Source organism: Reinekea forsetii (assembly GCF_002795845.1).
GTDB classification, from domain to species: domain Bacteria; phylum Pseudomonadota; class Gammaproteobacteria; order Pseudomonadales; family Natronospirillaceae; genus Reinekea; species Reinekea forsetii.
On the sequence record NZ_CP011797.1, the window covers coordinates 1,369,081 to 1,384,059 of the forward strand.

The window sequence follows — 14,979 nt, forward strand, 5'->3', positions numbered from 1 at the left end:
GTTATGAAAAAGCTGTTTGTGGTGTTAATAATAGTGGCCGCGATAGTGGCCTTAAGCCTGTATCAGGCACGCACGGGGAAACCGGAGCAGGTTAGGGTGCAAGTCTTTGAGGTGGTTGAACAACCGATTGAATCCACTGTGCTCGCGACCGGCACATTGACCTATGGCGACGAGCGCCGCGTGCGCAGCGAAGTCGATGCCAGGGTGATTGAGGTCGCGGTCGAGGAGGGCGATCGCGTCAGCAAGGGTCAGGTTTTGGTGCGCCTGGATCGCCAGAATTTCGAGACCGATGTCAGCAATCAACAAACCAATGTGGCCTTGCGTCGGATCGATATCGAGCGCGCCCAATTGCGTATTGAAAGCCTGACCATCCAACTGGCTCGTCAGCTTAAACTGTTTCAACAAAACGCCGCCCAGGCCACGGTGATTGAAGATTTGAAAAATCAGATTGCTCAAGCCAATGTGGATCTGAAAATGCAGAATCAACTCTTGGTCCAGAGTCAGGATCATCTGGGTCAAGCGCAGAAACGCTTGGCTAAAACGGTGATCAGCGCGCCGGTGAGCGGCTTAGTTAGTGCGCTCGATATTAAGGAAGGCGAGATGGCGGTGGGCAGTGCGGCCGATGTGCCCTTGCTCACCCTGGTCGACCCGGAGCAGATCTATTCTGAGGTGGATGTCGATGAGGCCGATATTGGCAATGTTCAGCTTGGCCTGCCGGTGCGAGTCTTTGCCGTAGCTTATCTTGATACCGCGCTGACCGGCACCGTGACCAAGATTGCCACCAGTGCCCGCCAGGTACCGGGTAAAAACTCCTTGGTGTTCCCAGTTGAGGTGGCCATGGCCGATCAAGAGTTGGTCGTGCTGCGGCCGGGTATGAGTACCCGGGCCGAGGTCTTAAACCGTTCGAACATCAGCTATCCGGTAATCCCAATCGAAGCCTTGCAAGATAACGCCGCCGATGACGACCCCGGCTATCATGTCTTTGTGGCCCGCGCGGGGATCGCAGTTAAGGTCAGTGTGACGCTGGGCCCACAGGATGATCGTTATCAAGCCCTGACCTCGGGTATCGAGACCGGAGATGAGGTGATCAGCGGGCCCTATCGATTGATCCGGAGCCTAAACGATGGCGACGCCATTATCTTGGAACCCACCAGCCTGGATACGACCGATGACACACTCAGCACTGATTGATCTGCAAGCCATACGGCGCACCTATCAGATGGGTGGCGAAACCTTACACGCGCTCGATGGCATCGACCTGGCCATCGCGCGCAACGACTTTGTGGCCATTGTCGGCTCCAGCGGCTCGGGCAAATCGACCCTGATGAATATAGTGGGCTGCCTGGATACCCCCAGCTCGGGCGATTACCGGCTCGATGGCGAGGCGGTCAGTGCCATGAGCGGCAAACAACTGGCCTCGGTGCGCAATCGGAAAATTGGTTTTATCTTCCAGAGCTTCAATCTGTTGCCCCGGGTTGATGCCTTGCACAATGTGATGCAGCCTTTGATCTATCAGCGGGTATCCTATGGCGTGCGCAAAAAACGCGCTCAGGAGATGTTAGCGCGGGTGGGTTTGTCTGGCCGCATGCATCACCAACCCAATGAGTTATCGGGCGGGCAGCGTCAGCGAGTGGCCATCGCCCGGGCGCTGGTCACCTCTCCGTCTATCCTATTGGCCGATGAACCCACGGGCAACCTCGACAGCTCAACCACCGCCGATATCCTCAACCTGTTCGATGAACTCTACAACGAGGGTCAAACCATTATCGTGGTGACCCATGAGGCCGAAATTGCCGACCGCTGTCATCGTCAAATTCGGCTCAAGGACGGCCTTATAGTCGAAGACCGGATGACCGGCGCAGTGACCGCGCCGCGCACACAAGGAGCCTAGGGTGTATCTATTTTTAGAAGCATTGCGGTCCGCGCTACGCGCCATTGCCGCCAGTAAGTTGCGCAGTTTTCTGACCTCCCTGGGTATTATTATCGGGGTCGCCAGTATCATTGCCGTGGTATCGCTGGTGCAGGGTTTGGAGCAATCCATTACCCAGCAGTTTGAAGGCTATGGCTCTAACTCGCTGTTTATCCAGCAACGGCGCGATAACTTTGGTCGGCTGATCGGTGACCTCACCGATGATGACCTGATCAAGTTAAAGGCCATTGAGGGCATCGCCGCCATTTCACCGCAAACCTTTCTGTTTGAATACAGTGGCCTGCAATACGCCGGTAAGGAGCATGCTGCCGATATAGTCGGCGTGATGCCGGAGTTTGCCGAAATGGATAATTCTTATCCGGAGATTGGCCGCTTTATCACCAGCGCCGACGCCAACAGTCGTAAGAAAATCGCGGTGATTGGCCCGAAAGTGCGCGATGAATTGAATTTACCCGACAATCCGATCGGCGAATTTTTACGCTACGGTCCGCATTGGTTAAAGATTGTCGGCGTGCTTGAGAGTAAGGGCCAAATGCTCGGCCAAGACCTCGACAACTATGTCTACATTCCCTATCCGACTGCGCTGGGTATTATGGGCTACCAAAAACAGCCCTTCGTGATGTTTGTCGCGCGCGTGGCCGATGTTGACCGGATGGCAGCCTTGACCGCGCGCGTGAGCCAAACCCTGAGACGCAATCATGGTTTACGGCAGGGCGACGACGACGATTTTTCCATCCAGAGTTCGGACCAGGTATTGGCGTCGATCGGCCAGGTGACGCGCATTATCACCCTGGTGTTCGGCGGCATAGTGGGCATCAGCCTGCTGGTCGGCGGTATTGGTATTATGAATATCATGCTGGTGTCGGTCACCGAACGGACCCGCGAAGTGGGTATCTGCAAGGCCCTGGGCGCCACCCGAGCCGATATATTGCTGCAATTCTTGCTCGAGGCGGTGATTATCAGTCTGCTTGGCGGGGTGATCGGTCTGGCCATTGGCTACGGTTTGGGTATGGGTATTGCGAATCTGATTCCCGATTTCCCTCCCTCCCAGGTGCCGCTCTGGTCTATTGCAATGGCGCTGGGCTTCTCCTCGGCTGTGGGCATTATTTTTGGTCTCTTGCCCGCTGCTAAAGCGGCGGGACTCGATCCGATCGATGCACTGCGCTATGAATAGCGCGACCGTTTGGTTCGACTGTTTTGCTTGCACTGGGCCTATTTTTCAGTAATGTGGCGGCTTCAATATTGTTAATTTGAGAAGTAGCACATGCTGAAGCCAAAACACGTTCGACTGGTCCAATCGGTGCTGATGTCAGCGCTGATGGTGACCATCATGACCGCCGTCATCACCGCCCTGAATACCGGCTTTGGTACCGGGTTCTTAACTCGGTGGATGACCGCCTGGTTATTTGCCTGGCCAATTGCCTTTGGGGTTATCTTGATCGCCGGTAAACCGGTGCAGCAGTTTGCCTTGGAATTGTGTGGCGTGAAGCCCTGATGGCGGGTTGACTAATTAGTGCTAAGGACCTGAGCTTCCGCGTTCGGGTTCAACCGGATTATCATTTGCCGACAGGGCTACTCGGCCGACCGTAAAATTTTCTCGATCTTGCGTCCCTTGGCGAGTTCATCGACCAGTTTGTCGAGCCAGCGGACCTGTTGGGTCAAGGGTGTTGCGATCTCTTCTACTCGATATCCGCAGATAAGACCCCGAATCAGTTGTGCATTGGGGTTGATCGATGCCGCAGCGAAGAACTGTTGAAACGTCGCCTTCTGTTTGATTAGTGCTTGCAGATCTGCCTCATTGAATCCGGTAAGCCAAGCAATAACCTGATGCAATTCGTCAAGAGACCGACCTTTCTTCTCAACCTTAGTAACGTAAAGAGGATAGACAGCAGAAAATGTCATATTCGCGAAGCGCGCATCGTGTTCAGGCGTGGTGTTCATATAGGGCGACTCCTCTTTGTCTGAGCAAGGAAAACCACTGTTGAGACTTTGTTGCGAGATGAATGCATAAATCGTTGATGCCCTTGAATTCATCGACTAATCCAAGGGATCAGCGTCATGCTAACCATAGAAGGTAGGTTACTGAGGGCCGAAAATCAACGACTTTGCCCTCTGAGGGACCCCCAGGATCTTAGCCCTTCGGGTAGACCTGGTGATGAACACCCGCCATCTCATGCACCAGTCGTACAACCTGTGCGCTATAACCTGCTTCGTTGTCATACCACAAATAGAGAATGACGCCATGGTCATTCACGATGGTCGCAGTGCTATCAACGATCGCTGTCTTACGGTTGCCAACAAAATCACTCGACACGGCCTCAGGAGAGTTAGTGAAGTCAATTTGTTTCGCCAAGTCTGAGTACAGCGCCTGTTCGCGTAAGAAGTTATTCAACGTTTCAACATCGGTTTGCTTGGTGAGCCGCAAATTCAAAATCGCCATCGACACGTTTGGCGTGGGTACCCGGATAGCATTGCCGGTTAACTTGCCTTTCAGCTCAGGCAACGCCTTAGCAACGGCAACGGCGGCACCTGTTTCAGATAGCACCATATTGAGTGGCGCGGAGCGGCCACGGCGATCACCCGCATGGTAGTTGTCTATTAGGTTTTGATCATTGGTATAGGAGTGAATGGTTTCCACATGGCCACTTTCAATGCCGTACTCATCGTTTAATACCTTCAACACCGGGGTAATGGCATTTGTTGTGCACGATGCAGCCGAAACGATACGATCCTCTTGTTCTATGCTTTTGTGATTGACGCCATAAACAATATTTTTTATGTCACCCTTGCCAGGTGCGGTTAACAGTACTTTGTTAACGCCTCGAGCTTCAAGGTGTTGTGCCAAGCCTGCCTGGTCGCGCCAGATGCCGGTATTATCGATGATAATTGCATTTTCAATGCCGTATGCTTCGTAGTCGATATCACTGGGGTTACTGGCGTAAATGACTTTGACAGCAGTGCCATTCGCGACAATCGATTGGTTCGCTTCATCTACTTGAATCGTTCCTTCGAAGCTGCCATGAATGGAATCTCGGCGCAGTAAACTTGCCCGTTTTGCCAAGTCATCTTTAGCCTTGGAAGGTCGCACGACAATGGCCCGTAAGCGAAGACCCGACCCGCCGGTCTTTTCAATCAGAATTCTAGCGACTAAGCGGCCAATACGACCGAAACCAAACAACACAATATCGGTCGGCTTATCGTTTTGATGGTGATCAGCATCATAGCCATCGATCAATTCCGATAACTCGGCTTTCAAGAAGTCGACCAGATTTAAATCTGCTGTAAGTGACTTATATTTAATCGCAAGCTTGCCAATGTCGATATGGCATGCAGCTAAGTTCATGTCGAGCAACAGGTGCAATATTGCCGACGTGTCCACAACAGACAGCTCATGGCCCTCGACTTGCTTCACGAAACGATGCGATTTCAACAAACCAATGGTCGATTGATTAATAATCTGCCGGCCGTAAATTGACGTGATCACATCGTTTTTGCGATACAACAGGCCAATAAGCGGAATCATAGCCTCCGCGGTTTCTTCTTTTTGTTGCCATTGAACTAAAGTTTGATCGACATGCGTAGCATTCATTGCGTATTGGCCTTAGGTCTCTCGGTTTTTGATCGGGGGGGGGGCTCAAACGATTTATGCCCATATGTGATGGCACATCGGTATTCCAAGCCAGCCAAGCGGGCGATACTAAACAACAGCATCCATCGCTAACAGGGTGTTTGTCAGCAAATTCTGGTCAAAATAGTTGCTAAATTGAGTGCCAGGGCAGAACTGTGCTTTTATTACTACAAACTATTACTACAAACCGAATAGGGGTCCTGTTTATTAACAGTTAAACCCCAATTCATAGCCAGAATGGCGCTAAATTACGGAATCTTGCACCGAAAGTGATTGGCAATTATTTTCCATGCGAAGGGATATATTCAGTATTCGCGGACAGAATTAGGCGGGGTGTCAAAGGTTTTATGCCAAAGGGCATGACTACCCGGCCGATCAAGACATCATTAGCCGTTGTAGTAACCCGATTAACAAAGACTCGCACCTAGTGATCTTGCACGGCAACCTAGCGCCAGAAGGTTCAATGGCCAAGATCACCGGCAAGAAAGGGCCGCGCTGCGAATGCTCGGTTCGGGTCTGCCATGGTGCAGAGGCATTGACCGCGATTCTTAATGGCAATGTGATCACCCGAAGTGCCGAGATAGCCTTCCTTTCTAACGCGCCTACTATCTATTCATATTGCCCATCAGCTCACACTAAATATTTTCATAAATATTCATTTGTGTGACAAACATATCAACTTATTGAGATGGGTTTCCTTATCTTATTGGCAAAAATATATCGCCGTAAGATTATTTGCGCACCCGCCGTATAAGCCAAATTGCACTTGGCTCTGCTTTATTTAAACGCATGTTGTTCCTCTTGAAAATTTGCAAAGAAATTCAATGCATTGCTCATTTTAATTATTAAGCGATGAGGCCTGCTGTATCAACTGACCCTGCTTCTCTAGTTCGGCATAGGCTCAGTATAAGGAAATAGGCCCATCGCTTTTCGTTCGATGTGAGCGCTAAAACCAGTGATTTTGAATATTCTAGAACGACAAGGAGTAATACCCAAATGAAATACATATGGATAGGTTTTTTTTATATCTTTATAAATTCAACGGCTATGGCCGGATACTATTTCTATTTACCGGGGACTTATGGTGTTAATTCGGGTTTCAGTATTCCCGTGCATACACCCACTACCCCGCATGTGGCCCATGACCCGATGTACGTTGAATATAATGGTGCTCCCGGCCCTTATGGTTGGGGTTCTGACCCCGATTTAGATTGGGTTGTGGCACTCGTGGTTGACTCACTGAACTCAGATGCTGCATGGACTAGGACTGATCAAGAATGTTATCGCTATTCCGCACAGGAGGGCATCGGACTGTATTGGTATTGGTATGGCGGAACTGTTGGTGATTTTGGCGCGATGTTATCAAGCCCAAACTGTGACGACCAATACGGCACCAATAGACACAGCATCCATGCTGGAAATTCCAAATTCACATCTTGCCCTGATGGACAAGCTCCGCTTGACAACAACTATCCTCCTACCTGTGGGGTGATGGTGTGTACCTGCGATGAACTCAAAAACGAAGCCGACAATACCTGCACTCCCATGGCACCACTTACCGAATGGCAGCCCGGCGATGCCGGCCAATTTTTTACCTTTCCCGATAATAACCACGATGATGCCCCACGGTGTTCGGTCCCCGCCCCAGAAAAAGACGGGCTGCCAAATAGCTGTGAGAAAACCAATACCAGTTCCGCGGACCCCATAGATTGCGCCACCGGGCAGAAAAAATACTTCGAGACCGACTACAGTGGCCTTGGTTTGGATGCGCTCAGCTTCCGCCGGCTTTATGAATCGCCCCTGAGCACGGCCACCGAAGACCCCTTGGCAGATTCCCCCTTATCCACCGGACACAACTGGCAACCGCGCGATCTCCCCAGCCTATCCCATCGAACCTTTGCCGATGGTGCACGGGCCAAGACCTTTCGCTTAGGCCGGCGCATTGAACGGATCTTTTTTTTCCCAGCGGGCAGTTCGACCTACAGCGTCAATACAGCCCTGCGCGGGATTGAACTGTTACACGAGGCCGGTAACGATGTGGTCACCCTGGCCGGCGGCCAGCGCTATGTATTTAACGACCAAGGCCAAATAACCCAAGACACCGGAGCCCATCAACAACCGCGCTTTACCTACGGTTGGACGACAATAAACGGCGTCGATCGGCTGGCACGGGTGATCAATCGATTTGGCCGTTTCTTGGACTATCAGTATACCAACACGGGCGAGTTGGCCATCCTAACCGATCAGGACGGCGTGCAGGTTCTCTACCAATACGCAAGCGATGGCAAACTGCTCAAGGTGATCTACCCGGACACCACGCCAGAGCTCACCGATAACCCGAGCAAGACCTATCTCTATGAAGACGATCGTTATCCCGATTACGTGACCGGTATTTTAAATCAGGCTGGCGACCGGATCGCCAATATCGCTTACGACGCAGCGGGCAAAGCCACCCTATCGGAGTTATACAACGGCAACGATCGCGTCGAGGTGAGCTATCCAACCGACGGCGAAGCCATTGTCCGGTTCTACCGTGATATTGATACCAACGCCTACCGTGAGGAGCACTATTTTTATGGCCAGTTCCGAGGCAAATACCAACTCACTACCAAACAAATCACTCGGTGTGACAACTGTGACTTGAGCAGCGAGACCTGGATCTTTAATGACCAAGCATTGCTGGCCCGGCACACCAGCCAGGAAGGCACGGTCACAGAGTGGACCTATGACGCGCAAGACCGACTGCTCAGCACCACCGTCGGCGTCGGCACCCCAGAGGCCCATACCGAAACAGTTAACTGGCATGACACGCTCAATGAGATCGAGAGCCAGAACACGGCTACCGAGCTGACCTCGTTCCGCTATGACGCCGAGGGCAATCGAACCAACAGCACGGTTAATCCGGCACACTAAAGGGAGCAGAGACGATGAACTATAGAAAAGGAGTCACCCTTCGAGTCAGCAGTCTGGCCCTAGCTGTAATACTGGCCATCGGTGCTGGGCCTATGGCCTTCGCCGGCCGCTCGACCGATTACACCTATAATGAACTGGGCCAGATGACCTCGATCGACGGTCCACGCACCGATGTCGCCGACATTACCTATTACCATTACGAGATCGCCACCGCCAACCTGCTCAGCACCACCAATGCCGCCGGCCACACCACCACCTACAGCAACTATACCCGGGGCGGTTTGGCGCAAACCATTACCACCCCCAATGGCGCCCAGATCCATCTGCAATATCGCTTCGATGGCAAGGTGCTGCAGCAAGACGTGGTTACCCAAGAGGGTACTCAGACAACAAAGTACACTTACGATGCCGCGGTCAATCTCACCAAGGTACAACTGCCCGACGGCCATAGCCTGACCTATGTGTATGACCGCGGCCAACGCCTAATCGGGATCGAGAACGACCTGGGTGAACGGATCGACTACCAGCTGGACTCGGCCGGTAACATCACCGAACAAACGGTGCGCAACAGCAGTGGCTCGATTGTCCGGCAGCACCAGCAAGTCTTCGACGACCTATCCCGCGTGCGTCAAGTGGTCGGTGGCACCGATGGCCAAACCACCGAACGGGGATACGATGCCGACAGCCGCCTAACCCAGATCATCGATGCCAAAAACAATCCACCGACCCAAAATACCTACGACTCGCTCAATCGATTAACGCGGATGGTCGACAGCGCCAACGGCGTCACCAGCCTGACGTACAATGCCCACGGCCTGATCGCCACGGTCACCGACCCTCGGGGCTTGGTAACTCGGTACGATTACAATGGCTATGGTGAACTGGCTGCCATTAATAGCCCGGATACCGGCATCACCACGTTCGAGACCGACAACAACGGCAACGTGACCCAACGGATCGATGCTCGGGGTACAGAGGTCCAGTTCAGTTATGATGCTCTGGACCGTCTCACCGAACAGCGCTACCCCGCAGACGCGACTAAGAATATTCTCTTTGAATACGATGACACCGGCACCGGCCCTAATGGCCAAACCAACTACGGCCTGGGCCAACTGACCCGAATTACCTACTACGGTGGGCAGATCGACTATCAGTTTGACCAACTCGGGCGTTTGGTGGCCGAACAACGCAGCATCGGTGGTCAATCGTACCTAACCGAATACCGCTTCAATACCGTGGGCCAGTTGAGTGAACTCGTCTATCCCTCCGGTCGGATCGTGCATTACAGTTATGGCAGCCAGGGCAGACTCAATCGCCTGACTACCCAGGAACATAACACCGCACCAGACCAGATCCTGGTCGATAATCTGGACTACCTGCCATTTGGCCCGGTCACCGGTTTTGATTACGGCAATGGTATTACACAGAGCTACACCTTTGATCTGGACTATCGCCTGACCGGTCTCACCAGTGCGGTACAAGACTGGGTCTACCGGTACGACCTCAACAGCAATATCGAACAGATCCTCGACAGCCAAGACAGCACCCACGATCAGGTGTACCAATACGATGCTCTAAATAGACTGATTGCAGCCGATGGCCCCTATGGTGACTATCGCTATCAATACGACCCCGTGGGTAACCGCACGGAACGGCAAAAGATCTGGCTGGAGACGACCGAGTTGGAAGCCTACCAATACACCGCTGAAGCCAATCAACTGAACCAAGTTGACAGCACAGAGACCAACAACGGCAACACCACCCAAACCGACAGTCGCCTATTTGCCTACAGCGAGACCGGGCAACTTCTACTCGACATCAACAACGACCGCACCCTCGACTTGCACTACGACGAGAACGACCGTTTAGCTCAGGCAGATGTCTATGGAGCCGCGCTTAAAACGACCACCTACCAATACAACCCACTGGGCCAACGGATTGTGCAAAGCCAAAACGGCAAAACGCAACACATCCATTACAACGCCCAAGGTCAGCGGCTTGCCGAAAGCGATGCCAATGGCGACCTAATCCGGGAATACCTGTACCTGGGCAATCAACCGATAGCTATGGTGGTTGCCAATGCTGGTACAGAGGCCAATCAGGCAAGCACCCCGGTGGAACCCTGGATACTCGACAGCGAAGCCGCCAACACCCGAATCACGGGTGTCTGGCGGGTATCTTCCCATTACCCCGGTTACCAAGGAACCGGGTATCGCTTCAGCCCGGCCAATCAGAGTATAACCAGCAGCAATACAATCGACACAGACCAAGCGACGTTGGTCGGCACCTGGCATACCTCAACCGCCACCCCCGGCTATATCGGCCCGAATTACCGTTATGCTGCTAAGGGCGACGGCACTACCTCGGCCACCTGGCCGGTCGCCGCTAACGGAAATAAGGATCTGTGGGTCATCTACACCAGCGGCAGTAACCGGGCCAGTAACGCCACCTACACAGTGCACCACGCCAACGGCCAAACCAATGTCACAGTCGACCAAAGCCAAAACGGTGGAACCTGGGCCTTGCTGGGTAACTTTAATCTGGATGCCAACAGCAAGGTGGTCCTCACCAATCTAGCCAATTCCTACGTTATCGCCGACGGCATCCGGATTGGAGACGACAGCAACAACCCCGAATACGCCAGCGTCACCTGGCTAATCACCGTGCCCCAGACAGGGCGCTATAAAGTCTACGGTACCTGGAACAGCGGCAGCAGCCGGGCGAGTAATGCGAAATACACCATTAACGCGGGACCAAACCAGCACACCTCAATACAAAACCAACGGTTAAACGGCGGCCAATGGAACCTGCTCGGCGAATACAGCTTTGATATCGCTGATAACGCGAATGGTCAGAACAACGTAAGCCTATCCGCCGAAGCCAATGGCTATCTGATTGCAGATGCTATCAAGCTGGAGCTGATTGAAGACAATCAGCCCACTCCAATTGGCCTGTTCTTCATCCACAATGATCACCTAGGCACCCCCAAACGGTTAACCGATACCCAGGGCGAAGTCGTCTGGTCACTGCAAACGACCCCGTTCGGCGAAATCCATGAAGAGATTGCCAACGGCATCACGTTGTTGAACGGTTTTCCGGGCCAATATCGTGACAGCGAAACGGGCTTGAGTTACAACTACTATCGGGATTACGATCCGAGTATTGGGCGGTACATCCAGAGTGACCCGATTAGGTTAGGCGGCGGGCTGAACACTTATGGGTATGTTGGGGGGAATCCACTAACCTTTGCTGATCCGTCAGGCTTAGTGAAATGGCAAGGAAAAACCGCATCTGTGGGAGCATCCTTAATCGTAGGAGCTTCAATACAAGCTTTCACCCTTACTTCCGAGTGTATAAACGGGACGCAGAAGAAGGTTGGAGTTTGGGCATTTGGGCCCCAAGTTGGCGCTGGGCTTGGTATTTTTCCTCCTACTGGCGTTACTGGTGGTGATTTCACAATAGAAGATGGCCACGAGACTCCAACACCTGGTGTGTTTAATAGTGGCCTGTTTGGCTTTACCGCATATTCGCAGGGAGTGTCGGTTGGCTTCGCTGGGTACTCCAACACAATAATAAGTTTCGGGAATGGCATTACCTCGGTTGGATATATGGATGCAACTGCTCCCGGGTCAGTTGAATTTAATTTTTCCACCGTAATGAAAGGTAGTTCAATAATCTCTTCCATTGAAGAGCTTTACTGTACTTGCGAGTAAGCAATATGAATGCTAAATCGAAAAATAGAATAAGAATCTTGAACGAACTGGCAATATTATGTTTTATTATTTTTTGGATAGGGGTTTATTCAATAGGTAAAAATAATTTTTCGGAAGATTTAGCCTATAGCCTAATGAATATAGGTTGGGTAATCTTTTCAGGTATTACTTTTATTTTATTGCTGCTATTCAGGAATAGCCATAACCAGGCTATTAAAATAACGGCAAAAAAAACCTATAGTAATTTTTTTGTAATCGGATTTTTTTCAGTGACGCAATCCATCGCGGTATTGACGTTATTTCTACTTATAGGCCTGTTGGTATCTATTTTTCTAGGTTACGACAAGGAATTACACGGATTTGCATTTAAAGCTAATAATTTCTGGTTGTTCCTAATAGGAATATTGATTGTATCTTTCGGACTGAAGGTTATAAAGCATATAAAGAAGAAAATAAATTAAGACAAAAATAGATTTAAACGGACAGCCGCCTTAGTGCATAACCGAAATCATAGGGGTTACCCATTAGAAAGCTGGTGTTAAACGGCCAAAACGAAACTGACCGGTGTTCATGTCTGGCCAATGGGGGGCTTAAAAATCAACGGCTCTGCCCCCTTTGATTCAGTCTCGGTTCGTAGAGGTCGGTAAAACGCTGGAGTTTTTCTATCTAAGGCCACCGATGGAGGGCTGCATGCTGGTATTGAAAAGCAGTGCCCCTCGGCAGGCCTTTATGACTTGCCTTACAGAGGGCTCAGCAAACCGCGGAGGGCCAAGCCCTGGGACCCCTAATTGATAAGGTAATCGAAGACGAGTAGCAATGACCAGGACTGGCGTCAGTGGCCCGGGTCCCCAAGGGAGGGCTCGGTCAAATGACCATCATCAAAAGCCGTTTTCTGATCGGGCATTAGCGGCCGAGGCGGGGAGCAAAACGGCGCCAGCCTCTCGCCAAGCCGATACCCAGGGTCATCGGAACACCAGTCATTAACAGCACCTTTAGTAAAGGAATAACGAATAGCAGAATCATGGGTACTTTATTTAAGCCCTCAGGACCGCCATGTTCGCCCCGACTCTCCAACACCTGCCGAAAGCCATCGGCCCAATCGGTGCCACCGACCAAACCGATGGCCAGTGTGGTCAGCACCGATATAAACACAATCCAGGTGGTGCGGCGTTGCCAGTCTTTTTTTAACAGGTTCATTGGATCCCCCCAGCTGACACAATAATTGCGGTTTTTGCTTTTTTTCGGTCAAATAGTTTTTTACTGATTTTGACAATCCACTGCCAGTGCACAGCCAGATGTATGCCCAATATCGGCATGATCAGGTTGCTGCTTTGATGGTGCAGCATCGACCAGAAACCATCCGGTGCAATGTCGATTCCCAATACGGGCATGGCCACTTCGGAAACTAGGATGCCACTCAAGGTGACGACCAACATCAAAATATAGAGCAGGGAATCCCAAATTACATTAAAGCGGTGTTCCGTTCCGAGCCGGCTGAACAACCGTTTGGGCACGGCGATAATCCAATCCCAGTGCAATAATAGGTGAATGGCGAAGGGCACTAGGTAGAGAAATGACACCCATTCGTGCACCGCAATACCGGTGGTTTGGGGGGCGGCAGCCAGAATAAAAAATAGCAGCAGGATTAGATCGAAAATATAACGGGTTTTATGTAACTGAGTAAGCCATTTGAACATGTGAATGCCTGTCATCAAATAAGAATGGGCACATCCTAGCAAGCAACTGTGCAAAGAATATGCACCCAATGTGGGTGCTCTGGGGATTTTAGGGGTATTTCTACCAAAGACACCTGCAGGCCCTGTGGCTTGGAGCCTCCAGGAAAGCATTGCAAAATAGAATATTTCTTAAGACTTAATGTCATGAGGTGCTGGAGGCCTTTAATGGCAGAGTGATCAAAGTCATTTGCCTTTTTTCAAAGGACATACCCCAGCACCCCGTCGAGGTCCCCCGTCTGCTAAATGCCCATCAGTTATCGCACGTGGAACAGGTTGTTCAGGGCGGCATGTTTCATTTGGCCGCTGGTAACGAATAGTGCAAACACGATAATGAACCGCTAAAAAGCCCACAGATCAAATTTACGAAATCAACGGCTCTGCCCCCTTTTACTAGAAAAGCAGCCCGTTATAGCCTTTTTGGTGCAGCGGTTAGGGCTGTTTTAGCCTGGTTTTATGATAGCCATAGATAACAAAGCCGAGAGATATTAACTGCTGCACCATTAATATAGGTTTTTCTTGCAACAACATTAGTGCCGCGGTACATAAGTTCATTAGCATAAATAATAGCCAGCCTACATTGTTACCCCTGGCCAGGTAATTACTCCCTAAGAGGAAGCCCAACATCATTCCAATCTCCAAGAGTTGCGATAGCGATGTGAGTCCAGCCTTGTGATAAAGACTGAAGGAAAGCCCGAATATTAATGAAGCATAGGTAATAAGGGTGACAGCCTTGTTGAACAGTCTGTTCGGTTTATTATGATCATGGTAAGCATTGTATAAGCCCAATAGCATCGCGGGCACTGCCCCCGTCTCAATGGACGCGGCTATCCAATTTTGATTGCCTATTAAAATAATAACCCAAGCTGGTACACCAATGAGATAGCTTGCCCAGGCAGAAACTTTCAATTTCTTTTTTGAAGCGCCTGATCGACTTTCTGCCAGTGCGAGCAATATTTTGCTGGATAGGTAAAATGCACCTCCCCATGCTTGTAAGACTAAATCCATACTATCACTATCTCACTTAGGGCTTTATTTTCTTATGAAATAACAGGGTGCTGG

Annotated in this window: 13 protein-coding genes; 8 read left to right on the forward strand and 5 right to left on the reverse strand. The window is 51.0% G+C overall.

Features of this window, described 5'->3' with window-relative positions; genetic code table 11:
* The first annotated feature begins 3 nt into the window (after positions 1–3).
* The 4 genes from REIFOR_RS06360 to REIFOR_RS06375 all read left to right on the forward strand — a co-directional run bounded on the left by REIFOR_RS06360 (position 4) and on the right by REIFOR_RS06375 (position 3,425).
* On the forward strand, positions 4–1,191 hold the full coding sequence (locus REIFOR_RS06360; protein WP_100256758.1) for an efflux RND transporter periplasmic adaptor subunit: 1,188 nt from the start codon (positions 4–6) through the stop codon (positions 1,189–1,191).
* Positions 1,169–1,891, forward strand: a complete 723-nt coding sequence (locus tag REIFOR_RS06365; RefSeq protein ID WP_158524309.1) for an ABC transporter ATP-binding protein — start codon at positions 1,169–1,171, stop codon at positions 1,889–1,891. Before REIFOR_RS06360 ends, REIFOR_RS06365 begins: the two co-directional genes overlap by 23 nt.
* A 1-nt stretch (position 1,892) precedes the next feature.
* Entirely contained in the window at positions 1,893–3,104 is a 1,212-nt protein-coding gene (locus tag REIFOR_RS06370) for an ABC transporter permease (RefSeq protein ID WP_100256760.1), read from the forward strand.
* A gap of 90 nt (positions 3,105–3,194) precedes the next feature.
* Positions 3,195–3,425 carry a DUF2798 domain-containing protein gene (locus REIFOR_RS06375; RefSeq protein ID WP_100256761.1) on the forward strand — a complete coding sequence of 77 codons (231 nt, stop codon included), beginning with the start codon at positions 3,195–3,197 and terminating at the stop codon, positions 3,423–3,425.
* 77 nt (positions 3,426–3,502) lie between these two features.
* Here REIFOR_RS06375 and REIFOR_RS06380 read toward each other — a convergent pair whose 3' ends face one another.
* Both REIFOR_RS06380 and REIFOR_RS06385 read right to left on the reverse strand, forming a co-directional pair.
* On the reverse strand, positions 3,503–3,871 hold the full coding sequence (locus REIFOR_RS06380; protein ID WP_100256762.1) for a DUF2200 domain-containing protein: 369 nt from the start codon (positions 3,869–3,871) through the stop codon (positions 3,503–3,505).
* 190 nt (positions 3,872–4,061) lie between these two features.
* Positions 4,062–5,519 (reverse strand): glyceraldehyde-3-phosphate dehydrogenase, encoded by a 1,458-nt coding sequence (locus REIFOR_RS06385; protein ID WP_100256763.1) that lies wholly within the window; start codon positions 5,517–5,519, stop codon positions 4,062–4,064.
* A 424-nt stretch (positions 5,520–5,943) separates the two neighbouring features.
* On the opposite strand from REIFOR_RS06385, the gene REIFOR_RS06390 reads away from it, so the two are divergent.
* The 4 genes from REIFOR_RS06390 (at position 5,944) to REIFOR_RS06410 (ending at position 12,645) form a co-directional block, all read left to right on the forward strand.
* Positions 5,944–6,225, forward strand: a complete 282-nt coding sequence (locus tag REIFOR_RS06390; protein ID WP_452595871.1) for a hypothetical protein — start codon at positions 5,944–5,946, stop codon at positions 6,223–6,225.
* Between the two features lie 878 nt (positions 6,226–7,103).
* Positions 7,104–8,471: an RHS repeat protein gene (locus REIFOR_RS06400; RefSeq protein WP_227003781.1), complete on the forward strand. Its 1,368-nt coding sequence runs from the start codon at positions 7,104–7,106 to the stop codon at positions 8,469–8,471.
* Between the two features lie 14 nt (positions 8,472–8,485).
* The gene (locus REIFOR_RS06405) at positions 8,486–12,184 is read left to right on the forward strand and encodes a golvesin C-terminal-like domain-containing protein (RefSeq protein WP_145980244.1); all 3,699 of its coding nucleotides are present in this window, start codon (positions 8,486–8,488) and stop codon (positions 12,182–12,184) included.
* A gap of 5 nt (positions 12,185–12,189) precedes the next feature.
* Positions 12,190–12,645: a hypothetical protein gene (locus tag REIFOR_RS06410; RefSeq protein ID WP_100256768.1), complete on the forward strand. Its 456-nt coding sequence runs from the start codon at positions 12,190–12,192 to the stop codon at positions 12,643–12,645.
* Positions 12,646–13,087: 442 nt separating this feature from the next.
* On the opposite strand, the gene REIFOR_RS06415 is transcribed toward REIFOR_RS06410, so the two are convergent.
* The 3 genes from REIFOR_RS06415 to REIFOR_RS06425 all read right to left on the reverse strand — a co-directional run bounded on the left by REIFOR_RS06415 (position 13,088) and on the right by REIFOR_RS06425 (position 14,925).
* Positions 13,088–13,381 (reverse strand): hypothetical protein, encoded by a 294-nt coding sequence (locus REIFOR_RS06415; RefSeq protein WP_100256769.1) that lies wholly within the window; start codon positions 13,379–13,381, stop codon positions 13,088–13,090.
* On the reverse strand, positions 13,378–13,881 hold the full coding sequence (locus tag REIFOR_RS06420) for a DUF4405 domain-containing protein (RefSeq protein ID WP_100256770.1): 504 nt from the start codon (positions 13,879–13,881) through the stop codon (positions 13,378–13,380). The genes REIFOR_RS06415 and REIFOR_RS06420 overlap by 4 nt, the downstream gene beginning before the upstream one ends.
* A gap of 468 nt (positions 13,882–14,349) precedes the next feature.
* Positions 14,350–14,925, reverse strand: a complete 576-nt coding sequence (locus REIFOR_RS06425) for a nicotinamide mononucleotide transporter (protein WP_100256771.1) — start codon at positions 14,923–14,925, stop codon at positions 14,350–14,352.
* Positions 14,926–14,979 lie beyond the last annotated feature (54 nt).